The organism is Micromonospora sp. NPDC007208, assembly GCF_042869175.1.
Lineage (GTDB): Bacteria > Actinomycetota > Actinomycetes > Mycobacteriales > Micromonosporaceae > Micromonospora > Micromonospora foliorum.
The window spans coordinates 465248-483983 of sequence record NZ_JBIAFG010000004.1 but is presented as its reverse complement, the minus strand read 5'-3'; the positions used below and the strand labels follow the sequence as shown (position 1 = coordinate 483983).

18 protein-coding genes are annotated in these 18736 nt (G+C 72.5%); 12 read left to right on the top strand and 6 right to left on the bottom strand.

All coding sequences use genetic code 11. The features are described from left to right. From ACFYL6_RS11515 to ACFYL6_RS11505, 3 genes are all read left to right on the top strand, one after another. The gene (locus tag ACFYL6_RS11515; protein ID WP_387170283.1) at positions 1 to 204 is read left to right on the top strand and encodes a hypothetical protein; all 204 of its coding nucleotides are present in this window, start codon (positions 1 to 3) and stop codon (positions 202 to 204) included. A gap of 110 nt (positions 205 to 314) precedes the next feature. Then, positions 315 to 1763 carry a serine/threonine-protein kinase gene (locus tag ACFYL6_RS11510; protein ID WP_387170281.1) on the top strand — a complete coding sequence of 483 codons (1449 nt, stop codon included), beginning with the start codon at positions 315 to 317 and terminating at the stop codon, positions 1761 to 1763. A 33-nt stretch (positions 1764 to 1796) separates the two neighbouring features. Further along, on the top strand, positions 1797 to 2438 hold the full coding sequence (locus ACFYL6_RS11505; protein WP_387170279.1) for a histidine phosphatase family protein: 642 nt from the start codon (positions 1797 to 1799) through the stop codon (positions 2436 to 2438). Between the two features lie 34 nt (positions 2439 to 2472). On the opposite strand, the gene ACFYL6_RS11500 is transcribed toward ACFYL6_RS11505, so the two are convergent. From ACFYL6_RS11500 to ACFYL6_RS11490, 3 genes are all read right to left on the bottom strand, one after another. Then, complete coding sequence (locus ACFYL6_RS11500; RefSeq protein WP_387170277.1) at positions 2473 to 2973, bottom strand: DinB family protein; 501 nt, start codon at positions 2971 to 2973, stop codon at positions 2473 to 2475. Positions 2974 to 3089: 116 nt separating this feature from the next. Continuing rightward, positions 3090 to 3893 (bottom strand): alpha/beta fold hydrolase, encoded by an 804-nt coding sequence (locus ACFYL6_RS11495; RefSeq protein ID WP_387170276.1) that lies wholly within the window; start codon positions 3891 to 3893, stop codon positions 3090 to 3092. Positions 3894 to 3958: 65 nt separating this feature from the next. Then, on the bottom strand, positions 3959 to 4741 hold the full coding sequence (locus ACFYL6_RS11490) for a carbon-nitrogen hydrolase family protein (RefSeq protein ID WP_387170274.1): 783 nt from the start codon (positions 4739 to 4741) through the stop codon (positions 3959 to 3961). Between ACFYL6_RS11490 and ACFYL6_RS11485 the strand changes: the two genes are divergently transcribed. From ACFYL6_RS11485 to ACFYL6_RS11465, 5 genes are all read left to right on the top strand, one after another. After that, positions 4740 to 5522, top strand: a complete 783-nt coding sequence (locus ACFYL6_RS11485; RefSeq protein WP_387170273.1) for a DedA family protein — start codon at positions 4740 to 4742, stop codon at positions 5520 to 5522. The two genes, ACFYL6_RS11490 and ACFYL6_RS11485, sit on opposite strands and share 2 nt — an antisense overlap. A gap of 10 nt (positions 5523 to 5532) precedes the next feature. Then, positions 5533 to 6711, top strand: coding sequence for a sensor histidine kinase (locus tag ACFYL6_RS11480; RefSeq protein WP_387170271.1), 1179 nt, complete (start codon positions 5533 to 5535; stop codon positions 6709 to 6711). After that, positions 6702 to 7346, top strand: coding sequence for a response regulator (locus ACFYL6_RS11475; RefSeq protein WP_387170269.1), 645 nt, complete (start codon positions 6702 to 6704; stop codon positions 7344 to 7346). The genes ACFYL6_RS11480 and ACFYL6_RS11475 overlap by 10 nt, the downstream gene beginning before the upstream one ends. Before the next feature lie 823 nt (positions 7347 to 8169). Beyond that, on the top strand, positions 8170 to 8730 hold the full coding sequence (locus ACFYL6_RS11470) for a hypothetical protein (protein ID WP_387170267.1): 561 nt from the start codon (positions 8170 to 8172) through the stop codon (positions 8728 to 8730). 804 nt (positions 8731 to 9534) lie between these two features. After that, complete coding sequence (locus ACFYL6_RS11465) at positions 9535 to 9954, top strand: protein-tyrosine phosphatase family protein (protein ID WP_387170265.1); 420 nt, start codon at positions 9535 to 9537, stop codon at positions 9952 to 9954. Here ACFYL6_RS11465 and ACFYL6_RS11460 read toward each other — a convergent pair. Next, on the bottom strand, positions 9947 to 12223 hold the full coding sequence (locus tag ACFYL6_RS11460) for an ATP-binding cassette domain-containing protein (protein WP_387170263.1): 2277 nt from the start codon (positions 12221 to 12223) through the stop codon (positions 9947 to 9949). The two genes, ACFYL6_RS11465 and ACFYL6_RS11460, sit on opposite strands and share 8 nt — an antisense overlap. Positions 12224 to 12389: 166 nt before the next feature. Between ACFYL6_RS11460 and ACFYL6_RS11455 the strand changes: the two genes are divergently transcribed. From ACFYL6_RS11455 to ACFYL6_RS11445, 3 genes are all read left to right on the top strand, one after another. Beyond that, positions 12390 to 13118 carry a MerR family transcriptional regulator gene (locus tag ACFYL6_RS11455; RefSeq protein ID WP_387170261.1) on the top strand — a complete coding sequence of 243 codons (729 nt, stop codon included), beginning with the start codon at positions 12390 to 12392 and terminating at the stop codon, positions 13116 to 13118. Positions 13119 to 13165: 47 nt separating this feature from the next. After that, positions 13166 to 14374 carry a D-alanyl-D-alanine carboxypeptidase family protein gene (locus ACFYL6_RS11450; protein WP_387170260.1) on the top strand — a complete coding sequence of 403 codons (1209 nt, stop codon included), beginning with the start codon at positions 13166 to 13168 and terminating at the stop codon, positions 14372 to 14374. 70 nt (positions 14375 to 14444) lie between these two features. Continuing rightward, positions 14445 to 15293, top strand: a complete 849-nt coding sequence (locus tag ACFYL6_RS11445; RefSeq protein WP_387170258.1) for a peptidylprolyl isomerase — start codon at positions 14445 to 14447, stop codon at positions 15291 to 15293. Between the two features lie 129 nt (positions 15294 to 15422). Here ACFYL6_RS11445 and ACFYL6_RS11440 read toward each other — a convergent pair whose 3' ends face one another. Continuing rightward, complete coding sequence (locus ACFYL6_RS11440) at positions 15423 to 16460, bottom strand: LacI family DNA-binding transcriptional regulator (RefSeq protein WP_387170256.1); 1038 nt, start codon at positions 16458 to 16460, stop codon at positions 15423 to 15425. 240 nt (positions 16461 to 16700) lie between these two features. On the opposite strand from ACFYL6_RS11440, the gene ACFYL6_RS11435 reads away from it, so the two are divergent. Next, positions 16701 to 17543 carry a M15 family metallopeptidase gene (locus tag ACFYL6_RS11435; RefSeq protein WP_387170254.1) on the top strand — a complete coding sequence of 281 codons (843 nt, stop codon included), beginning with the start codon at positions 16701 to 16703 and terminating at the stop codon, positions 17541 to 17543. Between the two features lie 3 nt (positions 17544 to 17546). On the opposite strand, the gene ACFYL6_RS11430 is transcribed toward ACFYL6_RS11435, so the two are convergent. Beyond that, positions 17547 to 18734 (bottom strand): spore photoproduct lyase family protein, encoded by a 1188-nt coding sequence (locus tag ACFYL6_RS11430; protein ID WP_387170252.1) that lies wholly within the window; start codon positions 18732 to 18734, stop codon positions 17547 to 17549. Positions 18735 to 18736: the final 2 nt, after the last annotated feature.

The following is an 18736-nucleotide window of genomic DNA, read 5'->3' as shown; positions in this document are numbered from 1 at the left end:
ATGGAACTTCCCACCGGATACCTCACCGCGCTCGACGCCATGAACCGACACGTCAACTCGGCCCGCCCGGACGCTCCGGTGCAGGTCGAACGCCCCCGCCGGGCCCTGCTCGCCCCGACCCGGCAGGCCACCGCCCTCGCCCTGCGCCGGCTCGCCGACCGCATCCAGCCGCGACCGCTGCCCAGCACCCCGCGCTGCTCCTGACCCGAACCAACCCCATTCCGGTACGCACGGGACGAACGGTGTGGGGCTGGGCACGCAGAGTGGTCGAGTGCGGCGTTGCCAGGCAGACTGGTGAAGCCATGTCACCGCTCATGCCCACTCTCCGCCTCCACGACCGCTACGTGCTGCACGAGCGGATCGGTCTCGGCGGCATGTCCGAGGTGTGGCGAGGCGACGACGAGGTGCTCGGGCGGCCGGTCGCGATCAAGGTGCTCGCCGGGCAGTTCGCCACCGACCCACAGCTGCGGGCCACCATCCAACGCGAGGCCCGCGCGGCCGCCCGGCTGACCCACCCACACGTGACCCAGGTGTACGACTACGCCGAGGCGACCCTGGCCGACGGCGTCGTGGTCCCGTACCTGGTGATGGAGCTCGTCGACGGTCACAACCTGGCCGACCGGCTGCGGACCGGGCCGCTGCCCTGGCCGGAGGCGGTCCGGGTGGCCGGGCAGATCGCCGCCGCGTTGGCCGCCGCGCACCGCATCGGCGTCGTGCACCGCGACGTCAAGCCGGGCAACGTCATGCTCACCGACACCGGCGCCAAGGTGCTCGACTTCGGCATCGCCGCGCTCGGTGGGCTCGACAGCCAGTCCGGCGAACCGCTGATGGGCACCCCCGCCTACTTCGCCCCGGAACGGCTGGCCGCCGGCCCGCCCGACCCGGCGAGCGACGTGTACGCCCTCGGCGCGCTGCTGTACCGCACCCTCACCGGGCAGGCGCCACTGCCCGTGCAGAGCTGGGAGGACGCGCTGGAGGTGCACCGGCGGGGCACCCCGGTGCCGCCGCTGCGGGTGCCCGGGCTACCCGCCGACATCGCCGAGCTGACCGTCGCCTGCCTGGCCGCCAACCCGGCCGACCGACCGAGCGCCGCGCACCTGGCCCGCCGCTTCGGCGCCGGTCAGCCGGTCGAGCCGCCCACCGAGCTGCTGCGCATCCGGCCGGTCGCCCACCCGCCCACCCTGATCGACCGGTCGGTGGTGGCCCGCCCCGTCCCGGTTGCCGCCGCGCCGGCCCGACGTCGATCGCGTCGGCCCCTCGCCGTGCTCGCCGCGGCCGTCCTCGCCGTGCTGATCGGCGTCGGCGCCCTGCTCGCGGAGGGTCCGCTCGGCAACCCGGGCACACCCGACCCGGCCGAGATCGCCGATGCGCCCTCGACCTCCGCCGCCCCGGCGCCCGCACCCACGACGCACTCGCCGACGCCGGCCGCACCGTCCTCGCCACCGTCCGCCGCCAGCACCACGCCCCCGACGGTCGGGCAGCAGGTACCGGTCAGCTTCCGGCAGGTGAGCAGCGAGTTCGCCGCCGTCCTCGCCAGCGCGGTCGCCCGCGGTGACATCGAACGCAAGACCGCCGAAGACCTGCGGGACGACCTCGCCGATCTCGACCGCCGCAGCAGGGACCGCGCCAAGCGCGTCGCCGACCTGCGCGACGACATCGCCGAGCTGGTGCGGCGGGGCCGCCTACCAGCGCAGACGGGCGCGAAACTGGACGCTCTGCTCAGCCAGGCCGACAGCTTCTCCACCGGCCGTACGGACGACTGATATCTCCGTCGATGCCGCTGGCATGATGTCCCGATGCGGACACGTCTGATCTTCGTGCGACACGGCGAGTCGGTCCACCAGCTCGAAGGAATCGTCGGTGGGCCACGTGGCTGTCGAGGCCTCACCGCCCTCGGCCACGAGCAGGCACACGACCTGGCCAACCGACTCACCGGTGAGGTCGTCGCCGACGGGACGGTGGCGGTCTACTCGTCCGTGCTGCGCAGGGCGGTCGAGACCGCGCAACCGATCGGCGCGGCGTTGGGCGTCCGGCCCGTGGCCGACTGCGGTCTCTGCACCTGGCACACACCCCCGTACGCCGACGGCCTGCCGACCGCCCTCTTCCGCACCGACCACGCGGTGCCGGGTGGCGGCGTGTTCCGACCGTTCGAGGAGGGCAACGAGAGCTGGGCCGAACTGGTGGTCCGCGTCAGCCGCGCGATCATGGAGATCGCCCACCGGCACCGGGGCTCCACTGTGATCCTGGTCGGCCACAGCGAGACCGTCGAGGGCGGGTTCCACGCGCTCGCCGCGCAGCCGGTCTTCCGGGCGTTCGACCTGGACGTGCCCCCGGCCTCGATCACCGAATGGACCAGCGACCACGACCCCGGCGGTTGGCCGCCGGCCCGCTGGACGCTGCGTCGCTTCGCCGACACCGGCGGGTGGGCCAGAGGGTGAACCGGGCCGTGCCGAGCACGACCAGTCGGCGGTGCTAGTCGGCCGCGAGGATCTGCTCCCGCAGGATCTCGGCGTGCCCGCAGTGCTGGGCCAGCTCGCGCAGCACGTGCAGGTACACCCAGCGCAGCGGCAGCGGGCCGCGCCGGTTGCCGCGCAGCACGTCGTCCAGGCCCAGCGACGCCGTCGCGCGGCGGGAGGCCTCGCACGCCTCGCGGTGTGCTCGCTGGATCGAGGCGATCGTATCGTCGTCGTCGAGGATGAACGACTCGTCCGGCGTCGCGGGGATGCCGATCTCCGAGCGGGACCGACAGGTGACGGCCTCGTCGAACCAGACCTTCTCCACGAACGCGGCGTGCTTCACGAGACCCAGCAGCGTGGTCCGGGACGGCACCAACGACCGACGTGCCTGCTCCTCGGTCAGCCCGTCCAGGTAGCCGTTGAGCGCCCTGCGGTGCTCGTCGATGAACGCCTCGAACTGCGCCTGGGCTGACTGGTCGACGACATCATCGGCGAAGGTCCCCGGAAAGGTGGTCATTCCCGAAGCATTTCAAGGTCGTCGTCGGCGCGCAAACAGCACTCGCCGCCGAAGGAGAGCGCAGAGCGCCGCGCTCGTCGAAGCGGGCGGTGCCCGCCCAGGCGATCTCCCACCGGTCAGTCGGCGCGGCCGGAGAAGTGGTCGGCAAGCACCGGTGCCAGCACTTCAACCGAAACACCGTGCCACTCGCCGGGCAACGTCCGGTGTCGCCCAGCTGGCAGCGCTTCGGCCACCTCCTGTGCCCAGCCGTGCAGCCGTGCATCGCTCTGCGCGCTTTCGAGCACCAACGTCGGGATCGTGAGTGCGGTAAGTGCCTCGGCAGGTAGGGCCGTGAGCAGGGTGAGGTCGTACACCAGAGTGTGCGCCAAGGCCTCCATGGCCGGCCAGCCCGGCCCCTCGCGCATCCCGTCGACGAACTCCGCGGGCACGCCGATGCTGCGCTGGAAATGCAGCATCGCATCGCCCGGACGGCCGGCGGCGACCAACTCGGTGATGTCCGCGGCCAGGCCCGGTTCGTCCGTCGACTGCTCGCCCTGCGCGAACGGCGGCTCCAGCAGGGCCAGCCGGGTGACCGACAGGCCGCCGGTCGCGGCGAGCAGCGCCAGCACCGCCCCGGAGGAGAAACCGTAGAGGGCTGCCGAACCGCCGGACACGTCCTCGATCAGGGCCCGTAGATCCTCGACCTCGCGCTGTGGCGCGTACGGCGACGTGTCGGAGCTCTGCCCCCGGCCCCGCCGGTCATAGGTCAGCACGGTGAACTCCTCGGCCAGGTGGGCCGCCAGCGACCTCATCGGGCCCATCTCGCGGAACCCGCCCGCCGCATCCACCAGGATCACCGCAGGACCGGCGCCGCTGCGCTCGTAGGCGATGGTGGTGCCGTCCGCCGAGCGGACCGTGCCGGTCGTCGCGGCCTCGGCCATGCGCTCCTCCTCGTGGCGATGACACTGCCCCACGCTAGGGGATGGGTCGGACATCGACCGCCCGGTCAGCCGATGGTGACGCTTACCGACTCGCCCGGCTCGGTGCCCGCGCGGGCTGAGACCTCGCCGTCCGGCGTCCAGACGCCCGATCGTCCCGCCGCCTCGGTGTAGCCACCGCCGGTCGACCCGGCGAAGCTCGCCACCGCCACCCAGACCCGATGCGTGGTGGCGATCCGGTACGCGCGCTGGTCCGTCACTGCGGCGTCGCGGGCGGACTCCAGGACGCCCGCCGCGTACACGTCGATGCCGAGCGCGGCCGTCCGCTCCGCGTGCGCGGCCACGCCGGTGTCCTTGCAGACAGCCAAACCCACCCGCCAACCGTCCACATCGAGCACGACCGGGGCGTCGCCGGGCCGGAAGCGGCGGGCCTCCGCGTCCCCCAGCCACATCTTCCGGTACGCCACCGGCGCACCGCCGCCGGTCACCGCCAGCATCGCGATGTGGTCGCCCGCAATCGGCGCACCGGCCAGGGCCAGCGCGTTCGTCTCGGCGCACGCCTCGACCAGCGGCGCCAACCGCGGGTCGTCGACCGACAGGACCGGCGCATCCAACTCGTACCCGGTCAGCGACAGCTCCGGAAAGACCACCACCCGGGCGCGCGCCGCGCGGACCGCGGCGGCGTGCGCCCGCGCGTTCTCCGCGACATCCAGGGGTACGCACGGCGGCTGCACCACCGCGAGCCGCAGTGGGGTGCGGCTTTCCGCACCCCCACCGGTGTGGTCGACCCGCGCGGCCCGGCGGTCAGCCTCATGGTCGACTCTCAGGATGACTTCGTAACGTGGGCGCATGATTCGAACGTCCCACGCCGTGTTCGCCACCGGAACCCCCGCCGCCGCAGCGGAACCACCGCAGGACGGGATTGTCGGCTACGTCACTGACCTGGTGGAACGACTCGGCGGGCCGGGTGCCGGCCTGGCGGTGGCGTTGGAGAACCTCTTCCCGCCGATCCCCAGCGAGGTGATCCTGCCGCTGGCCGGGTTCGTCGCCGCGCAGGGACGGATGAGTCTGGTCGGTGCGATCTTCTGGACCACGCTGGGCTCGGTGCTGGGCGCGCTCGCGCTCTACCTGATCGGCGCGGCCCTGGGGCGCGACCGGATGCGCGCCATCGTGTCCCGGCTCCCACTGGTCAAGCTCAGCGACGTGGACCGGACCGAGGCCTGGTTCCTGCGGCACGGTGTGAAGGCGGTCTTCTTCGGCCGGATGATCCCGATCTTCCGGAGCCTGATCTCCATCCCGGCCGGCGTGGAGCGGATGCCGGTGACCACGTTCCTGCTCTACACCACGCTGGGCAGCCTGATCTGGAACACCACCTTCGTGCTCGCCGGCTACCTGCTGGGCGACAACTGGCACCTCGTCGAGGGCTACGTCGGCACGCTCCAGAAAGTGGTGATCGTGGTCTGCGTGGCGGCGGCCGCCTGGTTCGTCGGGTCCCGTGTGCTGAAGGCCCGCCGCGCGGCGCGGAACCCCGAGCCGACCGAACCCGAGCAGAGCGAACTGAACGGGATGCCCGACCCGGGCGGACGCGGCACCCTCTACCGAAGCGGCACCTGGGCCTCGGACGAGCGCTAACCAAGACTCGGTGCGGAAGGCGGGCGAGGTGGTGGGGGAGCGGCGAACCGGTAGGTGGTGGCTTCGGCTCCGGCTGCCGCTCGGCGTCGCCGTCGGAATCGCGACGGCCGCCGTTGAGTTCGCCTTTCTCGCCGTCGCGGCCGCCGCGTACGGCGTGTGCGCGTTCGCGCCTGCGGCCGGCCGTCGCGTAGCCGGTCTGACCAGCAGGTACGGCGGGTGGCTGGTGCGGATGGAGCATCGCCGCCTCGCCGGGCTGCTCGCCGCCGAGGATGTGCCCACGCCGAACGCTGTGCCGACCCGGCGGCAGGTCGGCTACCTCGCTGCCCGACTGCTACCCGGCACGCTCGGCCTGCTGGCGTACGCCGTGTTGGGCGTGGGCGTGGTGCTGGCCGGGATCGTGCTGCGCGCGGCGGTGCGCGGAGAGCTGACCCTGCTCGACGCCCTGTCCCAGGTCGCCGTCGGGGCGGTGTTGCTACTGCTCAACGTCCAGGCCGTTGCGAGCATCGCCGCGCTTGACATCCGGCTGGCTCGACGACTGCTCGGCCCGGGAAGTCGGGCGGCGCTGACGCGACGGGTCCACGAGCTGACCACCAGTCGGGCCGGAGTCATCGCCGCCGTGGACGCCGAACGGCAGCGCATCGAACGCGACCTGCACGACGGCCTCCAACAACGGCTGGTCGCCCTCGGCATGCTGCTCGGCCGGGCCCGGCGCGCCCGCGACGCCGACCGCACGCACGCGCTGCTCGCCCAGGCACACGAGGACGTGCAGCGGGCCATCGAGGAGTTGCGCGAGGTGGCGTGGCGGGTTTACCCATCGGCCCTGGACAGCAGCGATCTGGGCGAGGTCCTGGCCATCGTCGCCCGCGGCTCCGAGGTACCGGTGCGGATCCGCTGCGAGCTGCCGGCCCGCCCCGAACGGCAGCTCGAGACGGTGCTGTACTTCGTGGCCTGCGAGGCGCTCACCAACGCCGCGAAACACGCCGCCGCTACCCTGGTCACGGTCGATATCGGCGTACGGAATGGGTGGATCCGGATGCGCGTGCACGACGACGGCGTCGGCGGGGCGGAACCGACCGGGCGCGGGTTGTCCGGGCTGGCGCGGCGGGTCGCCGCGCTGGACGGCCGGCTGCGGGTGACCAGCCCGGCCGGCGGTCCGACGACCCTGCTGGCGGAGTTACCGTGCGACTAGTCCTCGCCGAAGACTCGACGCTGCTCCGGGAGGGCTTGACGCGGCTGCTCGCCGACGAGGACCACGAGGTACTCGCGGCGGTCGGGACCGCCGACCAGCTTGTCGAGGCGGTCGAACGCTCCCGTCCCGACGTGGTCGTCACCGACGTCCGGATGCCACCCACCCACACCGACGACGGGCTGCGGGCCGCCCTGGAGATCCGTCGTCGCTGGCCCGAAACCGGCGTCCTCGTACTCTCCCAGTACGTGGAGCGGCGTTACGCCGGCCGGCTGCTCGCGGACCGCCCCGAGGGGGTCGGCTACCTGCTCAAGGACCGGGTCGCCCAGGTCGACGACTTCCTCGACGCCCTCGACCGGGTCGGCGCCGGAGGCACCGCCCTCGACCCGGAGGTGGTCCGTCAGGTGGTGGCCGGCTCGGAGCGGCCCGACCCGCTCGGTCGGCTCACACCCCGGGAACGGGACGTACTGCACGAGATGGCCCAGGGGCACACCAACCTCGCCATCGCCCAGCGGCTGCACGTGTCGCAGAGCGCGGTCGAGAAGCACGTCAACGCCATCTTCGACAAACTCGACCTCGCTCACACGACCGGCTACAGCCGCAGGATCCTCGCCATCCTGCGCTACCTGGACACCTGACGCACGCAGGATGGGAGACCGGACGCGCGGGGCGGGCCGGCACCCAGGATCGGAGGCCGGGCACGCGGCGGGCGGGGCGACATGCAGGGCCGAAAGGCCGGGCGCGGCGGGCCGGGCCGGGCGCGGCGGGCCGGGCGGGCCGGGCCGGGCGCGCGGGCCGGGCGGGCCGGGCCGGCATGATCGACTCGGGTTTCAGGAAGTCGGGTGGTCCGGGAGTCCGGGATGCCCCGACTTCCGTGAACCCGAGTGGATCAGGCCTGGCTGAGGTGGATTCGGCGTTATGGGCCCGGCGTTGTGGGCGATTTGTCGGGTGGTGGGGTGGTGTGGGTGGTGACCGGGCCTACCGGTGGGCTGGAATCATGGCCGGGCCGGGGTCGTTACATACTCTGACGATCGCAGTACCACCGACCCGCCGCCCGGTCCTTGGGCTGGTCGCGCAGGTTGGAATGCCGGCCAGCCGCCGGTCGTTACAGTCCCCACGAACGACCGCAGGCACCGCCCCGGATGAGGGTGCCGGCAGGTGGGCCAACCCGGAATGACCCCGGCCCCCGGGTCGTTGCAGTCCTGACGAACGACCGACGGGCACCGCCACGATGAGGGTGCCGACGGATGGGCCAACCCCGGAATGACCCCCGGCCCCCGGTCGTTACACATGGACCCGGCGCCACGAGCCCCCGCTCGCTAGGTCGCCGACCCCGACGCCCGAGAGGCGTCATCCCCCAGACTTTTCCCCTTGTTTTTTGCAGCGCCGGACGAGGTGCTCACACCCCACCGCCGTTCCCCTTGGCGGTTGGGGTGTCCTACCCCCGAAGGAGCTACCCCCATGAACACGATCTTCCGTAAGAGCATGCTGTCTGTTGCTGGTCTCGCGTTCGCCGGTGGTGTCTTCGCCGGCCCGATCGCCGCTCACGCCAACCCGGTCGATGCCAAGCCGGTCGCCGTTGCCGTGCAGACCAACGCGCCGAAGCCGCAGGGCGACCAGTCCCACATCACCCTCAACGACGAGCAGACCGCCAACGTCAAGGCGATCATCGCCGCCACCAAGAAGGCCGGCCTCCCGGAGCGGGCCGCGGTGATCTCGATCGCGACGAGCCTGCAGGAGTCGAAGCTGGAGAACCTGGGTCACCTCGGTGACATGAACGACCACGACTCGCTGGGCCTGTTCCAGCAGCGCCCGAGCTCGGGTTGGGGCACGCCGGAGCAGATCACCGACCCCGAGTACTCCACCACCGCGTTCCTCAAGGGTCTCAAGCAGGTCGACGGGTGGCAGGACATGCCGCTGACCGACGCCGCGCAGACCGTGCAGGTGTCGGCCTACCCGGACGCCTACGCCCAGTGGGAGCAGCAGGCCACCGACCTCGTTGGCCAGCACTGGAACAGCTGACCCCGCACCACCGCAGAACGCGCACGCCAGCACCACCGCACGGCAAGACCACAGTACGCAGCACCACCGCACGACACCGACCGCTGGCCGGCACCCGCAACCCGGGGTGCCGGCCAGCGGCACTTCCGTTTCCGGTGCGGCAGGCACACGGCCGCTGGTCGCGGACGCCGCGACGCCGGGTGCTTGCCGAAAGTGGATGCCGCGCCGCCCGGGCGCCCGCCGGAAGTGGATACCGCGACGCCAGCGGGTCCGTCGGAACCGGATGGCGCGTAGCCGGAACCGTATGACGCGTCGCCGGAAGCGGATGGCGCGTCGCCGGCAGCGGATGGTGCGTCGCCGGCAGCGGATGGTGCGTCGCCGGCAGCGGATGGCGCGGTCCGGTTGATGGCTGCCAGCAGATCTTGGACAGTTTCCGTTCCGTGTGAACGGAAACTGTCCAAGATCTCGTGGGTTGTGGCCGAAGCGCGGCGCGATGGCGGGTGTCGTGGTCGGGAGGCGACCGGCGTGCAGCGAGCGAGGGGACCCGGCTCCAGGGCGCCGGGCTGACCCTGGCCGCGGTGGAACGGCCCGGCGGGGCCGGGGAACAACGTGGGGGGCGGGCTGGTTGTGGAGAGTGTCGGTGTGACTCAGTGTCCCCGGGCCTCACCTAATATTGCCTTCGCGGAATACCGTTCGGCTGGAGTCGCGTCGTGCCACTCGCCGAGAGGCGACCTGCACACCGACACCAGCGCCGCCCCCGGCCTACCGGCCGGGGGCGGCGCTGTCTGTGCTCATCAGTAGGCGAAACAGCGGCACAATGTGCGGGTGACTGACGCGCAGCCGTGGTCCGAGCAGTCGGGCGTACTCGTACTCCCCAGTGGGGCGAGGGTGCGCGGGCGCCGCGTCGCTGCCGTGACATCGCCCGCCGACTTCGCCGTGCTGCTGGCCCCTGGTCCGGAGCCGACCTGGGCGCATCGGCGGATCCGGTGGCCCGACTTCTGGGTGCCGCTCGACCGCGCCGAAGCCCTCGACGCCCTGCGGGAGGCGCTGCGGCGCGCGCACGACGGTGAACGCGTCGAGGTGGCCTGTCGGGGCGGGGTGGGTCGCACCGGAACGGCCCTGGCCGCGATGGCGATCCTCGACGGTCTGCCGGTCGAGCGGGCGGTGCCGTGGGTTCGCGCCGGCTACCACCCGAAGGCGGTGGAGACCCCCTGGCAGCGGCGCTGGCTGCGCCGCGTCACCTGACCGTCGCCGGCTCGCCGACGTACTCGCGGAGGTGCTTGGCGGTGAGGGTGTCGCCGGTGGCGACCAGTTCGGCCGGTGTGCCGGTGAAGACGATGCGGCCGCCGTCGTGGCCGGCGCCGGGGCCGAGGTCGATGAGCCAGTCGGCGTGTGCCATGACCGCCTGGTGGTGCTCGATGACGATCACCGTGTTTCCGGCGTCGACCATGCGGTCGAGCAGGGCCAGCAGTTGGTCCACGTCGGCCAGGTGCAGGCCGGTGGTCGGCTCGTCGAGGACGTAGGTGGTGGTCTTCTCGGCCAGGTGGATGGCGAGCTTGAGTCGTTGCCGCTCCCCGCCGGACAGGGTGGTCAGTGGCTGGCCGAGGCTGAGGTAGCCCAGCCCGACGTCGGCCAGCCGACCGAGGATGGGGTGCGGGAAGAACGCGTACGCCTCGGTGACGGACATGGTCAGCACCTCGTGAATGTTCTTGCCGCGCAGCGTGTACGTGAGCACCTCGTCGGTGAAGCGTCGCCCCTCGCAGCGTTCGCAGACGCTCGCGACGCCGGCCATCATCGCCAGGTCGGTGTAGATGAGCCCGATCCCCTTGCAGGCTGGGCAGGCGCCCTCGGAGTTGGCGCTGAACAGTGCGGCCTTGACCCCGTTGGCCTTGGCGAAGGCGGTGCGGATCGGGTCGAGCAGCCCGCTGTAGGTGGCCGGGTTGCTGCGTCGTGAGCCACGGATCGGGGACTGGTCGACGATGACGACCCCGGACCGGCCGCGCAGCGACCCGTGGATCAGTGAGCTCTTGCCGGAGCCGGCCACGCCGGTGACCACGGTGAGGACCCCGAGCGGGATGTCCACGTCCACGTCGCGCAGGTTGTGCAGGTCCGCCTGGCGGATGGTGAGGTGCCCGGTGGGCTGGCGTACCGCCTCGCGCAGGGTCACCCGGTGGTCCAGGTGTCGCCCGGTGAGCGTGTCGGAGCGGCGCAGGCCGGGGACGTCGCCGGTGAAGCAGATCCGGCCGCCGTCGGTGCCGGCGCCCGGCCCGAGGTCGACCACGTGGTCGGCGATGGCGATGGTCTCCGGTTTGTGTTCCACCACCAGCACGGTGTTGCCCTTGTCGCGCAGCCGCAGCAGCAGGTCGTTCATCCGGGCGATGTCGTGCGGGTGCAGGCCGACGGTGGGTTCGTCGAAGACGTACGTGACGTCGGAGAGGCTGGAGCCGAGGTGCCGGACCATCTTCACCCGCTGCGCCTCGCCGCCGGAGAGGGTCGCCGACTCACGGTCCAGGCTGAGGTAGCCCAGACCGATTTCGACGAGGGACTCCAGCAGGTCGCGGAGGTTGGCGACGAGTGGCGCGGCCCCCGGGTCGTCGACGGTGCGGACGAACGCGGCCAGGTCGCTGATCTGCATGGCCGAGCAGTCGGCGATGGTGTGTCCGGCGATCCGCGAGGACAGGGCCGCCGCGTTGAGTCGGGTGCCGCCGCAGTCGCCGCAGCTGGTGAAGGTGACCGCCCGGTCGACGAAGGCGCGGATGTGCGGTTGCATCGACTCGCGGTCCTTGGCCAGGAGGAGCCGCTTGACCTTGACCGCCAGACCCTCGTACGTCCAGTTGTTGCTGCCCACCTTGATCTTCGTGGGCGGTTTGTGCAGGAAGTCCTCCCACTGTTGCGGGGTGAAGTCCTGGAGTTTGACGTCCGGGTCGAACAGGCCGGAGCCGACGATGGTCTGCCAGTACCAGGAGCCGACCGCGAAGTTGGGCACGGTGATCGCGCCGTCGTTGAGGGAGCGCTCGACGTCCACCAACTCGTTGATGTCGAGGTCGGAGACCCGACCCAGCCCTTCGCAGGTGGGGCACATGCCCTCGGGCAGGTTGAAGCTGAACGCCCCGGCCCCGCCGATGGACGGCTGACCGAGCCGGCTGAAGAGGATCCGCAGCATGGCGTACGCGTCGGTGGCGGTGCCGACGGTGGAACGGGAGTTGACCCCCATCCGTTCCTGGTCGACGACGATGGCCGCGCTGAGGTTGCGCAGCGAGTCGACGTCCGGCCGGTTGAGGTTCGGCATGAACGACTGGAGGAACGTGCTGTAGGTCTCGTTGATCATGCGCTGGGACTCGGCGGCGATGGTGCCGAAGACCAGCGACGACTTGCCCGACCCGGAGACACCTGTGAAGACGGTCAACCGGCGCTTGGGGATGTCGACCGAGACGCTGGCGAGATTGTTCTCCCGCGCCCCGCGTACCTGGATCATGTCGTGGCTGTCGGCGGCGGACCATGCTGGCTGCGACATACGAACCCTTCACGGAATCGTGGCGGGACTTTGCCCCGCCGAGCACTGGCGGGTTCCATTGTCTCATTCATCCCCACGTAGAGGCTTTCGCCGAGTTCCAAGCGCTGGTCCCACCAGCACGTCCAGGAAAGTCTCAAATCACGCGGTAAGCGGTACGGTGGCTCGCGTGAACGTCGCCTCGAAGGATCGACTACGGGCCGTGGACCTGGCGGCCACCGTCGGGATCTCGGTGCAGCAGGTGCGCAACTACGTCGAGTTGGGGGTGCTGCCGCCGGTGCGCCGCACCGAGAGCGGCTACCGGATCTTCACCGCCGAGCACGCCCGGGCGCTGGGCGTGGCGCGGCGGTTGGCCGAGGGGCACGGCTGGAGCCGTACCCGGGAGATCATGGCGGCGGTGCACCGGGGTGACCTGCCGGCGGCCCTGGCGGCGCTCGACGGCGGCCATGCCGAGCTGGACCGGGAACGCGCCGAGATCCGCCGGGTGCTCGGCGCGTTCGAGACGGTGCTGGCCAGCCCACCGGCGGCCCGGCCCGCGCCACGCCGCGGCCTCCGCATCGGCGAGGTCGCCGCCCTGGTCGGGGTCCGGACCTCGCAGCTGCGGCTGTGGGAGGGGCGCGAGCTGCTGCGGCCGGGCCGCACCCCGGGCACCAACTACCGGGTGTACGACGAGGCGGAGCTCCGCGCGGCGCAGGTGATCGCCCTGCTACGCCGGGGCGCGTACCCCTTCGAGATCATCGCCGCGGTGCTGGGCGAACTGCGGACCACCGGCAGCGCTCAGCGGGTCCGCGCCGAGCTTGCCCGCCGCGAGCAGGAGCTGCACACTCGCAGCCTGCGTCGGCTGCGGGGGAGTGCCGCCCTGCACGACTACCTGCTCGGTCGCGGCGACGCGAGTTGACCGGCATCCCGTCCCGCCGGGCGATCGTCGTGACTAGGGTCGGGCACATGAGAGCTGCGCTGCTGGCGGCCACGACGTCCGCCGTCCTGCTCGCTCCCGTGCCGGTCGGCGCGACGGGAGCGTCCGCCGCACCGACGGTGCGCTGCCCCCGGGTCCCGGCGCCGGCGGCGTCCCGCCCACCCCGGCCGTCGCCCCCGCCCGCCGTCCCCGAGCAACGGATGGTCGGCGGGGCAGGGCTCGACACGGCCGGCCTGGTCGTGCCGGCCGGTGTCGCCGCGCCACCGAGGGTCACCGCCACGTCGTGGCTGGTCGCCGACCTGGACAGCGGCCAGGTGCTCGGCGGCTGCGGCCCGCACGAGTACGGCACACCGGCGAGCGTGCAGAAGCTGCTGCTGGCGGCCACGATGCTGCCCAGGCTCGACCCGAAGCAGATGGTCACCGTCACCGAGGCGGACATGAACATCGAGCCCGGCTCCTCGGCCGTGGGCCTGGTCGCGGGCGGCCGGTACACCATCGAGACCATCTGGCTCGGGTTGCTGCTCAACTCCGGCAACGAGGCCGCCAACGCGCTGGCCCGGCTCGGCAGTGGGACGGACAGCGCCGCCGGCGTACGCGCCATGAATGAGCGCGCGCACCAGCTCGGCGCGCTCCAGACGCACGCGGTAACCCCGTCCGGGCTGGACGGCAGGGGGCAGTTCACCAGCGCGTACGACCTGGCGCTGATCGCCCGGGCCTGCTTCGCCGATCCCACCTTCCGGCGGTACGCGCTGACCGAGCAGACGTCGATTCCGGCCCAGCCGGCGCAACGCACCAAGGGCTTCGAGATCCAGAACGAGAACCAGCTCATCTACCGGTACCCGGGGGCGCTCGGCGGCAAGACCGGCTTCACCGACCTGGCCCGGCACACCTACGTGGGGGCGGCGGAACGCGGCGGTCGGCGGCTGGTGGTGACCCTGCTGGGCGCCGAATCGGCACCGGTACGCGGCTGGGAGCAGGGTGCGGCCCTCCTGGACTGGGGTTTCACGCTGCCCCGGGACGCCGCCGTGGGCCGGCTGGTCGAGCCCGGCGAGCTGACCGCCACCCCGTCGGCGGCGCCGTCCGCGCTGGCGGCACCCGGCGTGCCCCGACCGGCGGCGGCCAGCGGACCCACGCGTACCGGCTCGGAGTGGCTCTGGTCGGTGACCGCGGTGAGCGGCGCGACGGTGGTGGCGTTGCTGGGCGGCCTGCTGTGGCGGCGGCGTCGCCGGATGCCCTGACGGATCGACATCGGGCGCTGCCCTCCATAGACTCCGGTCTTTCTGGCACCACCAGTCCAGGAGGATCCCTGTGTCGAGTGAACTCGAACCGCGCCCCGCAGTGGCGGCACCCCGCCGGCCGGCGCGCGCCCTGACCCGCCTCGCGGGGGTGACCGTGCTCGCCGGGGCGCTGGTCGTCGGCGCGTCCGCCACCGCGCTCGCCGCCCCGGGCCCGTCGGCCGACGCGGAGCGCGTCTCCGCCGCGTCGTCCACCGTTGTCGACACCGCCACCCGACCGCCGCGCACCACCCACGGCCCGTGCGCGTACACCGAGACCCCGGACGAACCGGCGGCCCGGCCGGTGCCGCTGCCGCCCGACCCCCGACGCACCCCGGCCCGGGGCAGCGTCCGGGTGACCCTGGCGACCAACCACGGGCCGATCGGGTTGACCCTGGACCGGGCCGCCGCGCCGTGCACGGTGCAGAGCTTCCTGCACCTGGTGAGCAAGCGGTTCTACGACCGCACCCCGTGCCACCGGCTCACCGCGTACCCGACGCTGAGCGTGCTGCAGTGCGGTGACCCGTCCGGCACCGGTGAGGGCGGCCCGGGCTACCGGTACCGCGACGAGCTGCCGACCGACCTGCCGCCCGCGCCCACCGACCCGACCGGGGAGCGCCGGGTGTACGCCCGGGGCGTGCTGGCCATGGCCAACGCCGGGCCGGACACCAATGGCAGCCAGTTCTTCCTGGTCTACGCCAACTCCGCGCTGCGCCCCAACTACACGATCTTCGGCGAGGTCGACGGGGCCGGCCTGGCGACCCTGGACCGGATCGCCGCCGGGGGAGTGGCGCCGACCGCCGAGGACCCGGCACCGGTCGACGGTGCGCCCGCACTGCCGGTGACCATCCGCAAGGCCGTCCGCTGGCACCACCACCACTGACCGTGCGGCGCGGTGGGTGACAGTCGGTCGCTCACCGCGCCCGCCGTGGGCGACCCCCGGTCGGCCCGGTCGGAACTTTCCGGAACGGACCGGAACCGGTCCAACCGGTTTCCGGCGCGGTACCGGCCGTCACGCCGAGGCGGGCGACCCGGTCGGCGGGGCGGCGGTGCTGTCCCGAACGACCAACTCGGTGGCGAGTTCCACCCGGGGTGAGTCGATGCCCTCGCCCTGGGCCAGGCGCAGCACCGTCCGGGCCGCCAACCGTCCCATCTCGACCAACGGTTGGCGCACGGTGGTCAGCGGCGGTGAGGCCCAGCGGGCTTCCGGCAGGTCGTCGAAACCCACCACGCTCACGTCGTCCGGGACGCGCAGCCCTCGGCGCCGGATGGCCTCGTAGACACCGAAGGCCATCTGGTCGCTGGCGGCGAAGATGCCGGTCGGCGGGTCGGCGAGGTCGAGCAGCGCGGTTCCCCCGGCGAACCCGGAGGCGTGGTAGAAGTCGCCCGGGTAGACCAGCTTGTCGTCCACCGGCACCCCGGCGGCCTCCAGCCCGGCCCGGTAACCGTCGAGCCGCGCACGGCTGCACAGCAGGTGCGTCGGCCCGGCCACGAAACCGATGCGCCGGTGCCCGATCGCGAGCAGGTGTTCGGTCGCGGCGAGCCCGCCGGCCCAGTTGGTGGCGCCGATCGTCGGCACGTCCATGGCCGGGACCCCGGCCGGGTCGACGACCACCACCGGCACGTTGAGGCGACGCAGTTGCGCGTGCAGCGGCGGGCTCAGGTGCGAGGTCACGAAGATGACGCCGTCGGTGGCCCGGGTGCGGAGGTTCTGCAACCACTGCCGGGCCGCGGTGGGCTGCCGGTGGATCGCGGAGACCACCGTGCCGACGCCCGCGCCATGCCCGACATCCTCCACGCCCCGGATGATCTCCACGGCCCAGGGGCTGTCCAGGTCGTTGAAGACCAGGTCGACGAGACCGGCACGGCGAACGCTGCGGCTGGTACGACGCCGGTAGCCGTGGTGGCGCAACAACTCCTCTACCCGCTCCCGGGTGTCCGGGGCCACATCGGAGCGACCGTTGAGCACCCGTGACACGGTCGGCACCGACACCCCGGCCTCCCGTGCGATCGCGGTGATGGTCACCCTGCGTCCGTCGTCCGCGCCCACACGCGTCTCCTTCACCGAGCCGGAGGAACGACCACAAGTCGGCCGCCCACCGTGTGTCCCGAAACGGCGTGCCCGTTCCACGCGTCATCTTGCCTCACCGACGGGGGTTGACGACATGCCAGGCTGACCGAAGCTTCGCCGCGTTTGCGGAAAAGTTCCGGTGCTTTTTCGGTCACTTTCGGTCGGTGCGCCACTCGGATCCTGGGATGGCGGCCCCGGCTGGGCTGATAGACAGGACTCGTGCGCTACCGCCTGGCCGTCGTGCTCGCGCTCGCCGGGCTGCTCGGCGGCTGCTCGCGGCCGCAGCCCCGGCCCGCTCCCACCACGTCGCCGCCGACGTCGGCGAGCCCCACACCCGCGCCGACCCCGTCCACCTCCGTCGCGGCGCCGCTGCCGGGGTTCGTGGTGCTGACCGACCTCGACCCGCGCATCCACGCCGACATCCGCTACGCCACGCCGCACAACTTCGTCGGCCGGCCGATCACCGGCTACCGCGAGCCGCTGTGCCTGCTCACCCACAAGGCGGCCGAGGCGTTGCGCCGGGTACAGGACGCCGCGCTGGCCGGTGGGCACAGCCTCAAGGTGTACGACTGCTACCGCCCGCGACCGGCGGTGGACGACTTCGTCGCCTGGTCGAAGCGCCCCGGTGAGCAGCAGACCAAGGCCGAGTTCTACCCGGACCTGGCCAAGAGCCGGCTCTTCGCCGACGGTTACATCGGCGCGCCCACCGCGCACAGCCGCGGCAGCACCCTGGACCTGACACTCGTCGACGAGCCCGCCGCCAGCCAACCTCCGTACCGGGTCGGGCAACCGTTGGTCGCCTGCACCGCGCCGCGCCAGCAACGGTTCCCCGACAACAGCATCGACATGGGTACGGGCTTCGACTGTTTCGACCCGCGGGCGCACACCGCCGACCCCCGCGTCACCGGGACGGCGCGGGACAACCGTCGGTTGTTGCAGCGGCTGATGGTCGAGGCCGGGTTCGTCAACTACGACCGGGAGTGGTGGCACTACAGCCTGCGCGACGAGCCGTACCCGGACACGTTCTTCGCCGCCCCGGTCGCCCGCTCCTCGGTCGGCTGACCGTCAGGTCCAGTAGAGGATCCGGCAGGCTGGCACGCGAGCGGTCAGCTCGGTGGTGAACCAGTCGCGCAGCTCGGCCATCTGCTCACGCGGGTAGACGTACTTCACCGCGCCGAACTTGCCGTGCTTGCGGGTGCGGGACTCCTCGTCCATCTCCAGCCGGGTACGCGGGTACCAGCCGAGCAGCACCTCCTTGCTGCCCGGCGTGAACCGGTGGGTGATCAGCTCGGCGGTCAGGTCCAGGTCCGGCACCCCGTCGACCGCCGCGCGGACCTGGTCGAGCAGTTCGCCGTAGCGGTCCCGCCAGTCCGGCAGCGCGATGATCGGCGCGATGGTCAGCCCGACCGGGTAGCCGTCGAGGGCGAGCCGGCGCAGCGCGGCCAGCCGGTCCGGCACCCGGGCGGTGCCGCCCTCGAACCGTTCGCTCACCGGGGCGCAGTTGACGCTGAAGCGGACCCGGGTCCGGCCGGCGTGCGGCAGCCCGACGAAGGTGTCCACATCGGCGTACTTGGTGGTCCAGCGCAACTGCACGGGGGCGCCCCAGTCGGCGAAGTGTTGCACCGCGCGGCGCCAACTGCCGGTCAGGTGTTCCAGGGCGAGCGGGTCGGTGTAGCAGGACGCCTCGAACGTGGTGCCCTCGTCGGCGCGCCGCGCGTTGCGGCTGGTCACCGTCCCTCGCCCGGCGTACGCGGCCAGCCCGGCGAGGATGTCGTCGAGGTCCGCGTACACCCGGGTCACCGGTGGGCCGGACAGGGATCCGGCGAGGTAGCAGTACTGGCAGTGCGCCGGGCAGCCCTCGGCCAGGTCGACCCGCCAGTCGGCGCTTGGCGCGATGGGTTGCAGGACGCGCCGCGAGGGCGGGCTCACCACGATCGCCATGGTCGACTTGGCCCGGGCGTACGTCTCCCGGTCGGTCTGCCCGCGTACCCCGGTGAGTCGGTTGGCGCGCAGGTGTTCCACCTCGATGCCCAGTGCCCGCACCCGTTCGACGATCCGTTGGCCGTGCGGGTGGTCGAGCGCGGCGGGGGTGGCCACCACCCGGCTCGGGGTCCAGCGCCGCGCCGACCGGGCCGGCGGCGCGAGGTCGGCCAGGTCGCGGGTCGGCACCCGCTCGCCGCTGGCGTCGTGCGGCGCGGCGGGTACGTCCGCGGCGAGCGGCTGGTCGACGTCGACGGCGTCCGGGCTGGTCATCC

Coding starts and splice junctions, on each gene's coding strand:
- ACFYL6_RS11460 (WP_387170263.1), bottom strand. CDS start 12,223: ATGTCGCAGCCAGCATGGTCCGCCGCCGACAGCCACGACATGATCCAG.
- ACFYL6_RS11450 (WP_387170260.1), top strand. CDS start 13,166: ATGAGAGCTGCGCTGCTGGCGGCCACGACGTCCGCCGTCCTGCTCGCT.
- ACFYL6_RS11510 (WP_387170281.1), top strand. CDS start 315: ATGCCCACTCTCCGCCTCCACGACCGCTACGTGCTGCACGAGCGGATC.
- ACFYL6_RS11470 (WP_387170267.1), top strand. CDS start 8,170: ATGAACACGATCTTCCGTAAGAGCATGCTGTCTGTTGCTGGTCTCGCG.
- ACFYL6_RS11490 (WP_387170274.1), bottom strand. CDS start 4,741: ATGCGCCCACGTTACGAAGTCATCCTGAGAGTCGACCATGAGGCTGAC.
- ACFYL6_RS11500 (WP_387170277.1), bottom strand. CDS start 2,973: ATGACCACCTTTCCGGGGACCTTCGCCGATGATGTCGTCGACCAGTCA.
- ACFYL6_RS11430 (WP_387170252.1), bottom strand. CDS start 18,734: ATGACCAGCCCGGACGCCGTCGACGTCGACCAGCCGCTCGCCGCGGAC.
- ACFYL6_RS11515 (WP_387170283.1), top strand. CDS start 1: ATGGAACTTCCCACCGGATACCTCACCGCGCTCGACGCCATGAACCGA.
- ACFYL6_RS11505 (WP_387170279.1), top strand. CDS start 1,797: ATGCGGACACGTCTGATCTTCGTGCGACACGGCGAGTCGGTCCACCAG.
- ACFYL6_RS11495 (WP_387170276.1), bottom strand. CDS start 3,893: ATGGCCGAGGCCGCGACGACCGGCACGGTCCGCTCGGCGGACGGCACC.
- ACFYL6_RS11485 (WP_387170273.1), top strand. CDS start 4,740: ATGATTCGAACGTCCCACGCCGTGTTCGCCACCGGAACCCCCGCCGCC.